Source organism: Pararhizobium sp. O133 (genome assembly GCF_051669845.1).
Taxonomy (GTDB): domain Bacteria; phylum Pseudomonadota; class Alphaproteobacteria; order Rhizobiales; family Rhizobiaceae; genus Pararhizobium.
Window position 1 is genome coordinate 1,619,780 of sequence record NZ_CP196426.1, and the last position, 14,907, is coordinate 1,634,686.

The 14,907-nt window shown below is 62.6% G+C and carries 14 protein-coding genes; 12 read left to right on the top strand and 2 right to left on the bottom strand.

What is annotated here, in order from left to right; translation table 11 throughout:
• Positions 1–11: 11 nt before the first annotated feature.
• Together ACST81_RS07810 and ACST81_RS07815 are read left to right on the top strand one after the other, a co-directional pair.
• Positions 12–875, top strand: coding sequence for a MurR/RpiR family transcriptional regulator (locus ACST81_RS07810; protein ID WP_438752351.1), 864 nt, complete (start codon positions 12–14; stop codon positions 873–875).
• A 316-nt stretch (positions 876–1,191) separates the two neighbouring features.
• The gene (locus tag ACST81_RS07815; RefSeq protein WP_438753426.1) at positions 1,192–1,368 is read left to right on the top strand and encodes a hypothetical protein; all 177 of its coding nucleotides are present in this window, start codon (positions 1,192–1,194) and stop codon (positions 1,366–1,368) included.
• Here the strand turns inward: ACST81_RS07815 and ACST81_RS07820 are convergent.
• Positions 1,349–2,410, bottom strand: a complete 1,062-nt coding sequence (locus tag ACST81_RS07820) for a LacI family DNA-binding transcriptional regulator (protein WP_438752353.1) — start codon at positions 2,408–2,410, stop codon at positions 1,349–1,351. The two genes, ACST81_RS07815 and ACST81_RS07820, sit on opposite strands and share 20 nt — an antisense overlap.
• 248 nt (positions 2,411–2,658) lie before the next feature.
• Here ACST81_RS07820 and ACST81_RS07825 point away from each other — a divergent pair, with 248 nt between their 5' ends.
• The 7 genes from ACST81_RS07825 to ACST81_RS07855 all read left to right on the top strand — a co-directional run bounded on the left by ACST81_RS07825 (position 2,659) and on the right by ACST81_RS07855 (position 10,339).
• The gene (locus tag ACST81_RS07825) at positions 2,659–3,636 is read left to right on the top strand and encodes a substrate-binding domain-containing protein (RefSeq protein WP_438752354.1); all 978 of its coding nucleotides are present in this window, start codon (positions 2,659–2,661) and stop codon (positions 3,634–3,636) included.
• A gap of 96 nt (positions 3,637–3,732) precedes the next feature.
• Entirely contained in the window at positions 3,733–5,247 is a 1,515-nt protein-coding gene (locus ACST81_RS07830; RefSeq protein WP_438752355.1) for a sugar ABC transporter ATP-binding protein, read from the top strand.
• The gene (locus ACST81_RS07835; RefSeq protein ID WP_438752356.1) at positions 5,240–6,241 is read left to right on the top strand and encodes an ABC transporter permease; all 1,002 of its coding nucleotides are present in this window, start codon (positions 5,240–5,242) and stop codon (positions 6,239–6,241) included. Before ACST81_RS07830 ends, ACST81_RS07835 begins: the two co-directional genes overlap by 8 nt.
• Positions 6,238–7,233 carry an ABC transporter permease gene (locus ACST81_RS07840; protein WP_438752357.1) on the top strand — a complete coding sequence of 332 codons (996 nt, stop codon included), beginning with the start codon at positions 6,238–6,240 and terminating at the stop codon, positions 7,231–7,233. The genes ACST81_RS07835 and ACST81_RS07840 overlap by 4 nt, the downstream gene beginning before the upstream one ends.
• Before the next feature lie 4 nt (positions 7,234–7,237).
• Positions 7,238–8,086 carry a sugar phosphate isomerase/epimerase family protein gene (locus ACST81_RS07845; RefSeq protein ID WP_438752358.1) on the top strand — a complete coding sequence of 283 codons (849 nt, stop codon included), beginning with the start codon at positions 7,238–7,240 and terminating at the stop codon, positions 8,084–8,086.
• Between the two features lie 64 nt (positions 8,087–8,150).
• Entirely contained in the window at positions 8,151–9,638 is a 1,488-nt protein-coding gene (locus tag ACST81_RS07850) for an FGGY-family carbohydrate kinase (RefSeq protein WP_438752359.1), read from the top strand.
• Positions 9,635–10,339, top strand: a complete 705-nt coding sequence (locus tag ACST81_RS07855; protein ID WP_438752360.1) for a class II aldolase/adducin family protein — start codon at positions 9,635–9,637, stop codon at positions 10,337–10,339. The genes ACST81_RS07850 and ACST81_RS07855 overlap by 4 nt, the downstream gene beginning before the upstream one ends.
• A 49-nt stretch (positions 10,340–10,388) precedes the next feature.
• Here ACST81_RS07855 and ACST81_RS07860 read toward each other — a convergent pair whose 3' ends face one another.
• Complete coding sequence (locus ACST81_RS07860; protein ID WP_438752362.1) at positions 10,389–11,612, bottom strand: ROK family transcriptional regulator; 1,224 nt, start codon at positions 11,610–11,612, stop codon at positions 10,389–10,391.
• A gap of 231 nt (positions 11,613–11,843) precedes the next feature.
• Between ACST81_RS07860 and ACST81_RS07865 the strand changes: the two genes are divergently transcribed.
• From ACST81_RS07865 to ACST81_RS07875, 3 genes are all read left to right on the top strand, one after another.
• Positions 11,844–13,082, top strand: coding sequence for an extracellular solute-binding protein (locus ACST81_RS07865; protein WP_438752364.1), 1,239 nt, complete (start codon positions 11,844–11,846; stop codon positions 13,080–13,082).
• A 94-nt stretch (positions 13,083–13,176) separates the two neighbouring features.
• Positions 13,177–14,061 carry a carbohydrate ABC transporter permease gene (locus tag ACST81_RS07870; RefSeq protein ID WP_438752366.1) on the top strand — a complete coding sequence of 295 codons (885 nt, stop codon included), beginning with the start codon at positions 13,177–13,179 and terminating at the stop codon, positions 14,059–14,061.
• On the top strand, positions 14,061–14,906 hold the full coding sequence (locus ACST81_RS07875; protein ID WP_438752368.1) for a carbohydrate ABC transporter permease: 846 nt from the start codon (positions 14,061–14,063) through the stop codon (positions 14,904–14,906). Before ACST81_RS07870 ends, ACST81_RS07875 begins: the two co-directional genes overlap by 1 nt.
• The last annotated feature ends 1 nt before the right edge of the window (position 14,907 follow it).

Below are 14,907 nucleotides of genomic sequence, written 5' to 3' on the forward strand. Positions count from 1 at the left end.
GGTGTTTTCTGATGGATATTTTCTCAACGCTTCAGGAGGAGAAGGGCAAGCTTTCCCAGGCCGAAAGCCGGATTGCCGATATTCTCCTGACCGATTTCGAATTCGCCGTGAATGCCTCGATCATCGAGCTGGCCGGCAAGGCGGATGTCTCGCCACCGACCGTGACCCGCTTCTGCCGGCGGCTGGGCTGCGACAGCTTTTCCGACTTCAAGGTGCAGCTTGCGCGCACGGCCTATGTCGGCATGCGCTACCTCAAGCCCGAGCCGAAAAGCCGGGAGCCAGGGGATGTGGCGCAGGACGTTGTCTCGAAGGCGCAAAATGCGCTGTTCATCCTGCACAAGAATCTCGATCTCGCAGCCATCGAAAAGGCGACCGAGCGGCTGGCCGGTGCGGAGATGATCTATGCCTTCGGGTCCGGCGGCAATTCCTCGATGATCGCCAGAGAGCTGCAGAACCGGCTGTTTCGCCTCGGACTGCGCGTCACCGCCAGTTCCGATCACAGCATGCAACTGATGATGGCGGCTGCCGTGCGGCCGGGTGATGTGCTGATCGGCTCCTCGTTTTCCGGCCGGAATGCCGAACTGGTGCGCTCTTTCACGCTGGCGCGCGAGCAGAAGGTGACGACGATCGCGCTGACGCAGAGCGGCAGTCCCGTCGCCCGCGCCGCCGACATTACCGTGCCGGTCGACCTGCCGGAGGGCACGAACATCTATCGACCGACCTCGACCCGTATCGCCTATCTCGCGCTGGTCGATATCATCGCCAGCCTCGTCGCCTATCACATCCAGCCCCAAGCGACGGTAACGCTGCGGCGCATCAAGCAGCAACTCGTCGCCCACCGCGACGGCGACGATCGCCAGCTTCTCGGGGATTGACGCACAGCATGTCCAGAAAGGAACCGGCATGGCATCATCCGTCGCCATCGTCACGGGGCCGCAGGCGAAATCGGCCGCGCGATCTCCCTGCGTCTGGGGCAGGACCATGATTTCGTGCTGATGCCGGATCACGATGGCGGGGCGGGCGGGTGGACATTGTCGTCGGCTCAAACACGACGATCCGGGGCGTGCCGGTGCAGGGGCTTGGAACGACCGGCGGCAAGGCGGCGCTGATGCTGCGGCCCGAGCGGCTCTCCCTGACGCACTGAGCGACCGGGGCGGCGGCACGCACCTCGCCGCAACTGTCACGGGCATCATTTTCCTCGGCAGCGATATCCATTTTGCCGCCGCTGCCGAGACTGGAGCCGCACTGTCCGTGCGTCTGCCTTCGGCCATCAGGCAGCGTCGCGCATCAGCCGGGAAGATGCGATCTCGCTCGGCTTCGATCCCGCCAGCGCGCATGTGTTTTCGGCCTAACCGTCGATATCCTTGATCGCATCCAGCGGCCCCTTGAGCGCGGTGCGCGGATGGACGAGGTCCGGCTGGATCAGGTGGACGCTGATGGCCGGGCGGTGCTCTTCCATGATCGAAAAGGCCTTGGCCAGCATGCTTTCGATGTCCTGGCGGATCATGATGACCGGGAAGGGCAGGAAGGAGCCGAACGGGTCGTAGTCGTAGCAGCCGACGACGATATCGGCGAAGGTCTCGTGCGGATGCTGCGCCATGAAGCGCAACAGGCCCTCGAAGTTGATCGACGAGTTGATGAACAAGCCGCGCGGCAGCTTTCCCTCGCGCTCGTAAAACCGTTCGAAGGCGGTCTGCGTCATATTGGGCGAATACCCGGTCGGCTGGATGCATTCTTCCGGATCGGAGCCCAGCATCGCCGTCTTGGTATCGCGAAAGCCCTTGATACGCTCGCGGCTGGCATGGTCGTTGCGGCCGCCGAACAGGTAGAGTTCGTCCGGCGCCAAGGGATTGTCGGCGCCGAAGCTGCGGATGATCGCATCCGTCAGCATGCGCGCGCCCTCGTAGTTGTCACTGATGACGGACGGCGCCTTGGTGCCGGGCAGGTCGATATTGATGTGCCTGATGCCGGCGGCCTCGCATAGCGCGTGCACACTGTCGGGATCGGTGGCGCCGGCGATGAACAGTTCGTCGATCGAATAGGAAATCAGGGTTTCGACCGTCGCCAGTTCTTCCTGCGGATCGCGGCAGGCGCTGACGACGATCGGGCATTTGCCGTGGCGGCGCACTTCGGCTTCAAAGGTCTGGGCCATCGACGAGAAATAGCGATTGTCGTGCACCGGCAGCAGCAGTCCGACCAGGCCCGAGCGTGAACTGCGCAATCCGCGAGCTTGCAGGTTCGCGGTGTATTGATGTTGTTCGGCAAGGTTCTGGATGAGTTCGGCAGTGCTTTCCTTGATGCGCCGCTTGCGCCAGGTGCCGTTCAGGACGGCGCTGACAGTTGAAGCGGAACAGCCCGACAGGATCGAGAGATCATAGATCGTCGCTTTTTTCTTAGCCTGGTTTTTCACGCTGCCTCCTCCCGATTGCTTATTGGCAATCCCCACTTGACGAAAGTTTAATTCTAAAAGATATTAATTGCACCATCGATTGTGCAAAAAAGAAATATCGATTGTGCCGATGAAGATGGTCCCGCTTGAGGAGGCGGGGAGTGGGAGGATGCGAATTCCGCGTCAACTCTGATCTGAGGTCTTGCAACCCGTCATTCGGACGGCTTGCCGTGTTTCCCGCGCGGAAACGTTTGGAGGAGGATTTTACGATGAAGAAGTTCATGATCGCGGCGCTTGCCGCGTCGTTGTCGTTCGGCGTTTCGTTTGCGGCGATGGCCGCCGACAAGGTTGGCGTCGTCGTCAAGATCGGCGGCATTCCGTGGTTCAACGCCATGGAAGCCGGGATCAAGGAGCAGGGCGCCAAGCTTGGCGTCGATGCCTTCATGGTCGGCCCGACCAGCGCCGACCCGGCACTTCAGGTACGCGCCATCGAGGATCTGATCGCCCAGGGCGTCAAGGTCATTGGCGTCGTCCCGAACGATGCCAAGGTGCTGGAACCGGTTCTGGCCAAGGCGAAGGAAGCCGGCATCATTGTCATCACCCATGAATCGCCCGGCCAGAAGGGGGCCGACTGGAACTTCGAATTGGCCTCGTCAACCGGTTTCGGCGAAGCGCATGCCAAGCTTCTGGCCGAGAAGACGGGTGGCAAGGGTGAATATGCCGTGTTCGTCGGCTCGCTCACCGTTCCGCTCCACAATGCCTGGGCCGATGCGGCAGTCGCCTATCTCAAGGCCAACCATCCCGACATGAAGCTGGTCGGCGAACGCTACGGCGTCGCCGAGGATGTCGACAAGAGCCGCTCCACCGCGCTCGACCTGATCTCCGCCCATCCCGATCTCAAGGGCTTTCTAGCCTTCGGCAGCCAAGGCCCGATCGGCGCCGGCCGCGCCGTCGAAGAGCGCCGCAAGACCGGCGAAATCTTCGTGCTTGGTCCCTTCTCGCCCGGCCAGGGCCAGAAGCTGATCAAGTCCGATGCGATCTCCGGCGGCTTCATGTGGAATCCGAAACAGGCCGGCGAAGTCTTCGTCACCATGGCGGATCGCCTGATCAAGGGCGAGAGCGTCAAGGAAGGCGACGACATTCCGGGTCTCGGCGTCATCAAGCCGGTGGGCAACGACATCATCGTCGACCAGTTGCTGCCGATCAACAAGGACACCGTGGACGAGCTTGCAGGCATGGGCCTGTAACGTCCGCGAACGTTTTCTCCCGGGCTGCTGGGCTGGCTTCGGCCGGCTCGGCGGTGCCCGGAGCGTTCCCCGGTTGCATTCTCACAGGTTGATACGATGACGATACGTGCTGACGCGGAGGGCGGCCAAAAGCCGCTCCTGTCCCTGCGCAACATCAATATGACCTTCGGCGGCGTCAAGGCGCTGAAGAATGTCAGTTTCGACGTGCTGCCGGGCGAAGTCCACTGCCTGGCCGGCGAAAACGGCTCCGGCAAGAGCACGCTGATCAAGATCATCACCGGAGTCTATCGCCCCGGAGACGGCGCCGTCATCGAGTATGACGGGCAGGCCTATTCCCACATGTCGCCGGTGACGGCGCAGAATTCCGGCATTCAGGTGATCTGGCAGGATCTGGCGCTGTTTCCGGAAATGACGGTGGCCGAAAACATTGCCTTCCAGACGCTGCTTGGCCGCTGGCCGCGCTTCGTCAATTACAGGAGCATGCGCGAAACGGCGGTGAAGGCGCTGGCCCGGCTCGGTGTCACGCTCGATGTCGACCGACCGCTCAAGGGCTATCCGATCGCCCAGCGCCAGATCGTGGCGATTGCCCGCGCGCTGGTCGGTGAGGCGAAGCTTGTCTTCATGGACGAGCCGACGGCGTCGCTGACGCAATCGGAGACGGACTACCTGCTCGGGATCGTCCGCACGCTCTCCGCATCCGGCGTCGCCGTCGTCTTCGTCAGCCACCGGCTGGCCGAAGTGCTCGACATATCCAGCCGGTTGACGGTGCTGCGGGATGGCGCACTGGTCGGCGTCTATCCGACCAAGGGCATGACGCAGTCGCATATCACCGAATTGATGACCGGCAAGACCTTCGACCAGACGATCCGCGTCCGCGATGTCGGCGCCAATCCGGTCGTGCTCGAAGTCGAGGGCCTGAGCCGTCCCGGCCAGTTCGAGAGCATCTCCTTTACCGTGCGGCGTGGCGAGACACTCGGCATCACAGGGTTGCTGGGGGCAGGGCGCACCGAACTCGCGCTTTCGCTGTTCGGCATGCTGAAGCCCCGGGCTGGCACCATCAAGCTGGAGGGGAAGCCCGTCCACTTCTCCTCCAACCGCGACGCCATCAGGGCCGGCATCGCCTACCTCTCGGAAGATCGCCTGTCGCTCGGCCTGATCCAGCCGCAGTCGATTGCCGACAATCTGGTGATCGCATCGCTCGACAATGCCATGGCCGGCGGCATGCTGTCCGACCGGCGCAAGCGCGACCTCGTCGCCCGCTGGATCGCCGATCTCGGCGTCAAGATCGGCAAGCAGGACGATGCGATCTCCACCTTGTCCGGTGGCAACCAGCAGCGCGTGGCCATCGCCAAATGGCTGGCGACGGATCCGAAACTGCTGATTCTCGATGCCCCGACGGTCGGCGTCGATGTCGGCGCGCGTGCCGGCATCTTCGATATCGTCGCCAAGCTCGCCGATAGCGGTCTTGCGATCATCCTGATCTCTGACGAGGTACCGGAAGTCTATTTCAATGCCGACCGCGTGCTGCACATGAAGCAGGGGCGCGTCGTCGATCAATTTATGCCGGCGGAATGCTCACTCGCGGATATCGAGGCAGCCGTCTATGCGTAAGATCGTTCAATCCCACGCGACGGAATTTGCGCTTCTGGCTGTCATCGCTATCATCAGCCTCTTTCTGTCGTTCGTCACCGACCGCTTCTTCACGCTCGGCAATGCGTTCGATCTGCTGAACACCAGTTCCGTCAACATCATCTTTGCCGTCGGCCTGCTTGTCGTGCTGATTGCCGGCGGCATCGACATTTCCTTCGCGGTCGCAGCCTCCGTCGTCCAGTATGTCGCGGCGCTGATACTCGGCTGGATGGGGGGCGGCGGCTGGATCAGCGGGCTTCTGATCGCCGGTGCGCTCGGTGTGCTGCTCGGCGCCATCAACGCCTTCCTGATCCACAAATTCCGGATCATCTCGATCGTTGCGACCATCGCCACCTTCAACATCTATTTCGGCCTGCTGATGTTCTTCACCCGTGGCGTGTCGATCTACAACCTGCCGGACTGGCTGACCACGCGGGTCATCCTGTTCGAGCACGAGATGGCGGATGGCAGCTGGATCGAGATCACCCTGCCCGTACTGGTGATGCTGATCTGCGTGACCGCGACCTGGGCGTTCATCACCCGCACGACGACCGGCCGCCAGCTCTATGCTTTCGGCGACAATCCGGAAGGCGCGCGCCGGTTCGGCATCAATATCGGCGCCATGCAGTTCATCGCCTTCGGCTGGCTCGGACTGATGGCCGGTATCGCCGGTCTCGTGCAGGCGCATTATGCGCAGGAGGTCGTGCCAAATGCACTTTATGGCCGTGAACTCGACGTACTGGCAGCTGTGGTTCTCGGCGGCGCGCGACTTGGCGGCGGCAAGGGCTCGGTGCTCGGCTGCGTGCTCGGGGTGCTGCTAATCTCGATCACCCAGAACGGGCTCAATCTGGCTGGCGTCTCGCCCTATGCGTTCAAGATGATCGTCGGCGCCATCATCCTCGTCGCCATCACCCTGTCGAACACCAGCATCGAAAAGCTTCTGCCGTTCATGCGTCAGGGGGAGGGCCGTAAATGACCGTGATCCTCGATCGTATCAAGGCAATTCTCGGCCCGGACATGGCCGGCCCCGGTTTCGCGCTGCTCGCCGTACTCGTCTTCTTCAGCCTGGCATCGTCGCAGTTCCTGAGTTCCGCGACATTTGGCGCCGTCGCCTTCCAACTGCCGGAACTCGGCCTGCTGACGCTTGCCATGCTGCTGCCGGTGTTGACCGGCGGGCTCAACCTCGCCATCACCTTCACCGCCAATTTCGCCGGACTGACAGCGGCCTGGGTGTTGCAGCAGAACGGTGGCGCCGATGCCGGGCCGTTCGCGTTTTTGCTCGGCAGCATCCTGGCGATCGGCGTCGGCGGGCTGAGCGGCGTGGTGATGGGGCTGGTCATCGCCTATACCCGCGCGCATCCCATCCTCGTCTCGCTGTCGATGATGATCTTCCTGCGGGGCTTGGGCGAATTCCTGACGCGTGGCGGCGATGTCTCCGGTTTCCCGGCCTTCCTGCAGCCGCTCGGCCATGGCAGCATTCTCGGATTCCCGGTGCCGCTGATGGTGTTGATCGGCTGCGTGCTGATCTGGCACCTGCTGTTGACGCGCATGAAGCTCGGTTTCAACACCACCATGATCGGCTCGAACATCGAGGCGGTGCGCTATTCCGGGGTCAACACGCGCAAGGTCATCGTGCTCGTCTACGCACTCTCGGGCGCCATGTGCGCGGTTGCCGGGATCATCATGCTGGCGCGGTTCAACTCGGTGCGCGTCGGCCATGGTGAATCCTACCTGTTGATCACGGTGCTTGCCTGCTTCTTGGGTGGCGTCAATCCGTTCGGCGGGTTCGGTCGCGTCATTCCCGTCTTTGTCGCCCTCGTGGTGCTGCAACTGCTCTCGTCGGGCCTCAATATCATGGGTGCCAACCAGCATCTGGCGACCGCCGTCTGGGGCATCCTGCTCATTGCCGTGATGATCCTGCGCTTTGCGGCCGGGCATTTCAGATTTCTCAAGCGAAAAAAAGGATAGAGCCATGGAAGGTTTTGGCGTTCATACCAGCATGTGGACCATGAACTGGGACCGCGCGGGCGCGGAAAAGGCGATCGCCGCCGCCGTCAAATACGAGATGGATTTCATCGAGATCGCGCTTCTCAACGCGCCGGCGGTCGATGCGGAACACAGCCGCAAGCTTCTGGAAAAGCACAAGCTGCGCTCGGTCTGCTCGCTGGGCCTGCCGGAGCATGCCTGGGCTTCGGTCCATCCGGAAAAGGCCGTCGAACATCTGAAGGTCGCCATCGACAAGACGGCGGACATAGGGGCCGAGGCGCTGTCGGGCGTCATCTTCGGCGGCATCGGCGAGCGCACGGGCATGCCGCCGACGCAGAAGGAATATGACAATATCGCCAAGGCGCTGCAGGCCGCCGCCAAGCACGCCAAGACGCGCGGCATCCAACTCGGTGTCGAGGCGGTCAATCGCTACGAGAACCACCTGATCAACACGGCGCAGCAAGCGGTCGACATGGTCGAGCGGGTCGGCGCCGACAATATTTTCGTGCATCTCGATACCTACCACATGAATATCGAGGAGAAGGGTGCTGCCAACGGCATCCTGATCGCCCGCGATCACATCAAGTATATCCACCTCTCCGAAAGCGACCGCGGCACGCCGGGTTATGGCAACGTTCCCTGGGATGCGATCTACGCGGCGCTCGCGGCGATCGGCTTCAAGGGTGGGCTGGCGATGGAAAGCTTCATCAACATGCCGCCCGAAGTGGCCTACGGGCTTGCGGTCTGGCGGCCGGTTGCCAAGGACGAGGCCGAGGTGATGGGCAACGGATTGCCGTTCCTGCGCAACAAGGCGCGACAATACGGCCTGATCTGAGATGGCAGGGCTGTTTCCGCTCCGGCGGGGACAGCCATATCGCAGGCGAGTTCAGGGCATTGAAATGGCGGAAAGGCGTATCTTCGACCGGATGGGAACTGCGCAGTCGGCGACTGTCGCCGTTCTCGATGTCGGCAAGACCAATGTGAAGCTCAACGCTGTCACTGCATCCGGCACCATTGCCGAAACAGTGTCGGTACCCAATCCGGTGCTGGCGACGGGTCCATGGAAACATCATGACCTGAAGACCTTAAGCGACTGGGTGTTCGACCGTCTCGCCGGTCTGGCGAAGCGTCATCCGCTGGAAACCTTCGTTTCCTCCGGCCACGGTTCCGGCGGCGTTCTCGTCGGACCCGATCCGGACGATGGCGACGGCACCGCCTTGCCGATGATCGATTATGAGCAGCACCTGCCCGAAGACATCCGCGATCGCTACACGCCGCTATCAGGTTCCTTTTTCGATCGCGGCAGCGCCATGATGCACGCCGCCACGCATCAGGCGCGCCAGATGTTCTGGATGCAGCAGGCCGAACCCAAGGCATTTGCCCGTGCCCGCTGGTTTCTCGGCGTGCCGCAATATTGGGCCTGGCGGCTTTCCGGCGTCGCCGTCTCCGAGGCGACGGTGCTCGGTGCTCAGTCACATCTCTGGAACGTCGCGGAAGGCCGCTGGTCGCCGATCGTCGCCTCGCAGGGCTGGGCCCGCCTGCTGCCGCCCTTCGCAAAGGCCTGGCAGGCGGTGGGTTCCATTCGCCCGGCGCTTGCCAGACGATACGGCTTGCCAGAGGGCATGACGGTTCTCGCCGGCATCCACGATAGCAGCGCCAATTTCTATCGTTACCAGGCGGCCGGCTTCGACGAGGCTACGGTCGTTTCCACCGGCACCTGGATCGTTGCGCTGAGCGGCCGCACGCCGCTTGCGCATCTCGACGAGCGTCGCGGCATGACCTGCAACAGCGATGTCGAGGGACGTCCGGTCGGTGGCGTGCTGACCATGGGCGGGCGGGAGTTCACCCATATCGTCGGCAAGGATGAGGGGCATCTGAATGCCGATCCGACGATCGTCAGCCGGATGATCGAGCGGGGCACCATGGCCCTGCCATCCTTCGGCGACGATGATGGCCTGTTTCCGGGGAGCGCAAGCAAGGGGCATTTCGCAGGCCCGGCGCCGAAGGATGCCGCCGAACGCAAGGCCATGGCGGTGCTCTATACCGCGCTGCTGACGGTCGAATGCCTCGATGCGCTCGACAGCAGCGGCCGGGTCATTCTCGACGGCAGCTTCCTGCGTGATCCGCTCTATGCGTCTCTCGTCTCGGCCCTGCGACCGCGCGGCGACACCGTCGCCAATCTCGACAGCTATGGCGTCGCGTCGGGGACGGCGCTTCTGGCTCATCACGGCACCCGGCTTAGCCGGGCTGCGATCGCCCTGCAAAAGCCGCCTGCCTTTCAGCATCCGCCCGCCGAATTGGCCGCCTATCTCCACCGCTGGCAGGGGCTGGCGCGGCAATCGGCACGCACTCTGTTTTCATCACGACACGAAAGGTCCACCTCATGAGCGATACCCAAACCGATATTACCGCGCTGCGGCGCGAAATGGTCGATATCTGCCGACGAATGAATTCGAGCGGCATCAACCAGGGAACGGCCGGAAATCTCTCCGTGCGCACCGGCAGCGGCTTCCTGATCACACCGTCGTCCTTGCCCTATGATACGATGACGCCGGATGATCTGGTGGAGATGGATTTCGACGGTACCTATGTCGGCCGGCGGCCGTCTTCTGAATGGCGCTTTCATCGCGACATCCTGAAGAACCGCACGGATATCGACGTCGTGCTGCATTGCCATTCGGTCTACGCGACGACGCTGGCCTGCCATCACAAGACCATTCCGAGCTTCCACTACATGACCGGCATTGCCGGCGGTACGACAATCCGCTGTGCTGAATACGCGACCTTCGGTACGCAGGCTCTCTCGGACCATGCGCTGGTCGCGCTGAAGGACCGGCTGGCCTGCCTCCTGGGTCAGCATGGCCAGATCTCGCTCGGCAAGACGCTGGAATCGGCTTTATGGCTGGCGATCGAGATCGAGACCCTGTCGCGCATGTATGTTCAGGCCCTGACGCTCGGCGAACCACCGGTTCTGCCCGACGACGAGATGGCGCGGGTGATCGAGCAGATGCGCAAGATGAGCTACGGCCATGCCCCGGATGCCGAAGGGATTAACGATGTAGCCCGCCCTCGGACCGCGCAGTCCTGAAATTGCGCGACCGATCATTCCGGCGTGCGTTCGATGGCGGCTCCTTTTGTCAGAGCGCGTTGGCGCGGGTCTTCAGGATCGCCGAGAAGCGAGGATCGAAGGCCCTGCTGATGGGTTCGGCGGCAGCCCCGAGCGCGACGGACCAGGGATCCGTCATGCCCAGTTGCAGGCGCGGAAGGGTCCGGTCAGGCCGGTTGGCATTGGACGGCAGCAGTGGAAGGATGGCGTCGAACAGCTTGCGCGTCAGCGGTTCCGGAGCGCCCGAGCAGAGGATGACGGTCTGCGGATCGAAGATCGTTTCGATCAGTTGCACTCCCCAGCGCAGCTCTTCCGCAGCAGTCTCGATCCAGCGGGTGAGGGACGGATCGTCTTTGTCCACCAGCATGTTCAGCCGGTCGTGCAGGCCGGGGTCTGAAGGATCGGCGCCGAGATGCTGGTAGAGCGAGGCGAGCGAGGCGCGGTGTTCGAGCGATGTCTGCTCCGGGCGGCGGGCCGTCGGTGGCAGCAGCGCCATGCCGATTTCGCCGGCATTGCCGTTGCCGCCGGCATAGAGTTCGCCGTTGAGGATAAGGCCCGCGCCGATACCGTAGCCGACATAAAGGCAGACGGCATGATCGATGCCATGGGCGGCACCCACCATGCGCTCGGCCGTCGCGCAGGCCGCCGCGTCATTCTGCAGACCGACTTCCAGCCCGGTGCCGGCGGCGAGTGTTTCCAGCAGCGGAAAATTCTGCCAGGCGGCCATCATCCACTGGTCGTCATTATCCGTTGCTAACCCGAAGGGCCCGGGCATGGCGACACCAAGCCCCACCAGCCGCTTCTCGGCCTGTTCGGCGATCCCGGCAAGTTCCGTCCTGACCTGTTCAATGAGATCGAGAATGACTTTGGCGCCGTTGGCCGGCCCGCCCGGCGGCAGGTTTGCCTGGGCGCGCACCAGAACCGTGCCGACGAGATCGACGGCGATGGCGCGGGTGACGTGCCGATCGATCTGCAGGCCGATGGCAAAGGCGCCATCCGGCACAAGCCTATAGGGCGTGGATGGCTGGCCGCGGCCATTGCGCACGGCCGTCAGCGAAACAACCAGCCCGTCGACTTCCAGGTCCTCAATGATGTTCGAGACCGTCTGCTTCGTCAGCCGTGTCGCCCGGGCGAGATCGGCGCGTGACAACTGCCCGTTCAATCGCAGCGCATCGATCATGACGCGGCGATTATGGGCGCTCGTGCCTTCCTGGTTGGTGCCGCTTTTGGCCCTGATCGGCCGCATCTCGTTCATCCCGCAAATTCCTCTTGACACTATTAGCATATTGAACAAGAAATAAGTCAAAGCAATTGACTTAATAAGAAGCCGAAAAGAGCTTCATGGGAGCGAAACGGCGTATGGGCCAGCCCGAACCGCCGTGTGACACTTCGACAGGCATGCCGAGAACCGCCGATGGCGGGGTCGGAACGGCGTGGGCGACCGCGCCCAACGAAACGATTGTTGTCCAATCACTGGAGGGAAGACATGTTGAAATCCAAGCGCAATGCGCTTCTCGGCGCCACTCTGATCGGTGCATTTTTCGCCACGAACGCTTACGCGGAAACCACGCTCAATGCGTTGTTCATGGCGCAGGCGGCCTATAGCGAAGCCGATGTCCGCGCCATGACGGACGCCTTCACCAAGGCCAATCCGGACGTCAAGGTCAATGTCGAGTTCGTGCCCTATGAAGGCTTGCACGACAAGACGGTGTTGGCGCAGGGTTCCGGCGGCGGTTACGACGTCGTGCTGTTCGATGTGATCTGGCCGGCGGAATATGCCAGCAACAAGACCCTGGTCGATGTTTCCTCGCGCATCACCGAGGACATGAAGAATGGCGTGCTGCCCGGCGCCTGGACGACGGTCCAGTATGATGGCGCCTCCTACGGCATGCCGTGGATTCTCGATACGAAATACCTGTTCTACAACAAGGAAATCCTCGAAAAGGCCGGCATCAAGACGCCGCCGAAGACCTGGGACGAGCTGTCCGAACAGGCGAAGATCATCAAGGACAAGGGCCTGCTTGCAACGCCGATCGCCTGGAGTTGGTCGCAGGCCGAAGCCGCGATCTGCGACTACACCACGCTGGTCAGCGCTTTCGGCGGTGATTTCCTCAAGGACGGCAAGCCGGACTTCCAGACCGGTGGCGGTCTCGACGCGCTGAACTACATGGTGTCGACCTACACGTCCGGCATTTCGAACCCAAACTCCAAGGAATTCCTCGAGGAAGATGTCCGCAAGGTGTTCGAGAACGGTGAGGCGGCCTTCGCGCTCAATTGGACCTACATGTATAACCTCGCCAATGCCGGCAAGGACAGCAAGGTCGCCGGCAAGGTCGGTGTCGTGCCGGCGCCGGGCGTGTCGGGCAAGAGCGAGGTTTCGGCTGTCAACGGCTCGATGGGCCTCGGCATCACCACGACGAGCAAGCATCCCGACGAAGCCTGGAACTACATCACCTTCATGACCTCACAGGCGGTGCAGAACCAGTATGCCAAGCTCAGCCTGCCGATCTGGGCCTCCTCTTACGAGGATCCGGCCGTCACCAAGGATCAGGAAGAGCTGATCGGGGCTGCCAAGCTGGCGCTCGCCGCCATGTATCCCCGCCCGACGACCCCGAAATATCAGGAGCTGTCCGTCGCTCTGCAGCAGGCCATTCAGGAATCGCTGCTTGGCCAGTCGTCGCCGGAGGATGCGCTGAAGACCGCCGCCGAGAACAGCGGTCTCTAAGGCTAGAAAGCCCCAAATCCACTGATCTCCGGGCGGCATCCTTCCTGTCGCCCGGCCCCTTGCATCATGTCTTATTTTCAGGAAGAGTTGCCCCATGACCGGGACATCGATGACCACACGCGCATGGCTTCTGATGCTGCCACTGCTCGCCGTCATGATCGCCGTCATCGGCTGGCCGCTCGTCGATACGATCCACCTGTCCTTCACCGACGCCAAGCTGGTCGGCACGGCAGGCAATTTTGTTGGCATCGACAATTACGTAAAGACGGTCACCGGCTCGAACTTCCAGCGCACGCTGGTGACGACGACGAAATTCGCCGTCATCTCCGTCTTCGCCGAAATGGTCCTCGGCGTGCTTGCCGCTCTCCTGCTCAATCAGGAGTTTCGTGGACGTGCCCTGCTGCGCGGGCTGATGATCCTGCCCTGGGCCTTGCCGACCGTCGTCAACGCCACACTCTGGCGACTGATCTACAATCCGGAATATGGCGCGCTGAATGCAGCGCTGACTCAGATTGGCCTGCTCGATGCCTATCGCTCCTGGCTCGGTGAGCCCGGCACGGCGATGGCTTCTCTCATCATCGCCGATTGCTGGAAGAACTTTCCGCTGGTGGCGCTGATCGCCCTTGCCGCGCTGCAAGCCGTGCCGCGCGATATCACCGCCGCCTCGCTGGTCGATGGCGCAGGTCCCTGCGCGCGCTTCCGCTTCGTCACGCTGCCCTATCTCGCCGGCCCGCTGATGGTGGCGCTGGTGCTGCGTACGATCGAGGCGTTCAAGGTGTTCGACATCATCTGGGTGATGACGCGCGGCGGCCCGGCCAACTCGACGCGCACCTTGTCGATCCTCGTCTATCAGGAGGCATTTTCCTTCCAGCGTGCCGGGTCGGGTGCCTCGCTTGCGCTGATCGTCACGCTGCTGGTCGCGGTGTTGGCCGCCGCCTATGCCGCCCTTGTGCGCAAAACGGCGGGGAGCAATATCTGATGGAACGCAAGAGCCTGCCGTTTTCGATCTTCATCCATGCCTGCGCGCTGCTGCTCGCCGTCATCATCCTGGCGCCGCTGGTCTGGCTGTTCGTCATGAGCATATCGCCGGCCGCCGATCTCACCGCCAAGCCGCTGAACTGGTGGCCGCAGACGGTCGATTTTTCGCGTTACGCGGTCCTGCTGTCCAGTGTCGAAAACAGCGCCGGCGCGGCCTTCGTCGCGTCGCTGATCAACAGTATCGTCGTCGCCGGCCTGGCGACGCTTGCCGCTCTGGCTCTGGCGATCCCCGCCGCCTGGGCGGTATCGCGCACGCCCTCGGTCGGCTGGTCGCTTTATATGGTGATCGCCACCTACATGCTGCCGCCGGTGGCGCTGGCCGTGCCGCTCTATTTCGGCCTGTCGCATCTCGGCCTGCTCAACAATGTTTTCGGCTTGGCGTTGGTTTATCTTACCATCCTCGCGCCCTTCACCACCTGGCTGATGAAATCCGGCTTCGATTCCATTCCCCGCGAGATCGAGGCGGCGGCGATGATGGATGGCGCCGGGCTGTTTGCAACCTTGCGCATCATCACCCTGCCACTTGCTGCACCGGTGATGGCGACCTCGGCGCTGTTTGCCTTCCTGCTGGCCTGGGATGAATTCTTCTATGCGCTGCTGTTCACCTCCGACCTGCGCGCCAAGACACTGACCGTCGCCATCGCCGATCTCGCGGGCGGACGGGTTTCCGATTATGGGCTGATCGCGACCGCGGGTGTGCTTGCCGCCCTGCCGCCGGTGGTGATCGGCCTCGTCATGCAACGTGCCCTGATCTCGGGGCTCACCAGCGGCGGCGTCAAGGGGTGAC

What these genes read in the sequence shown, in the direction of transcription:
- ACST81_RS07810 (WP_438752351.1), top strand. Translation starts at nt 12, where the DNA reads ATGGATATTTTCTCAACGCTTCAGGAGGAGAAGGGCAAGCTTTCCCAG.
- ACST81_RS07825 (WP_438752354.1), top strand. Translation starts at nt 2,659, where the DNA reads ATGAAGAAGTTCATGATCGCGGCGCTTGCCGCGTCGTTGTCGTTCGGC.
- ACST81_RS07830 (WP_438752355.1), top strand. Translation starts at nt 3,733, where the DNA reads ATGACGATACGTGCTGACGCGGAGGGCGGCCAAAAGCCGCTCCTGTCC.
- ACST81_RS07835 (WP_438752356.1), top strand. Translation starts at nt 5,240, where the DNA reads ATGCGTAAGATCGTTCAATCCCACGCGACGGAATTTGCGCTTCTGGCT.
- ACST81_RS07840 (WP_438752357.1), top strand. Translation starts at nt 6,238, where the DNA reads ATGACCGTGATCCTCGATCGTATCAAGGCAATTCTCGGCCCGGACATG.
- ACST81_RS07845 (WP_438752358.1), top strand. Translation starts at nt 7,238, where the DNA reads ATGGAAGGTTTTGGCGTTCATACCAGCATGTGGACCATGAACTGGGAC.
- ACST81_RS07850 (WP_438752359.1), top strand. Translation starts at nt 8,151, where the DNA reads ATGGCGGAAAGGCGTATCTTCGACCGGATGGGAACTGCGCAGTCGGCG.
- ACST81_RS07855 (WP_438752360.1), top strand. Translation starts at nt 9,635, where the DNA reads ATGAGCGATACCCAAACCGATATTACCGCGCTGCGGCGCGAAATGGTC.
- ACST81_RS07860 (WP_438752362.1), bottom strand. Translation starts at nt 11,612, where the DNA reads ATGAACGAGATGCGGCCGATCAGGGCCAAAAGCGGCACCAACCAGGAA.
- ACST81_RS07865 (WP_438752364.1), top strand. Translation starts at nt 11,844, where the DNA reads ATGTTGAAATCCAAGCGCAATGCGCTTCTCGGCGCCACTCTGATCGGT.
- ACST81_RS07870 (WP_438752366.1), top strand. Translation starts at nt 13,177, where the DNA reads ATGACCGGGACATCGATGACCACACGCGCATGGCTTCTGATGCTGCCA.
- ACST81_RS07875 (WP_438752368.1), top strand. Translation starts at nt 14,061, where the DNA reads ATGGAACGCAAGAGCCTGCCGTTTTCGATCTTCATCCATGCCTGCGCG.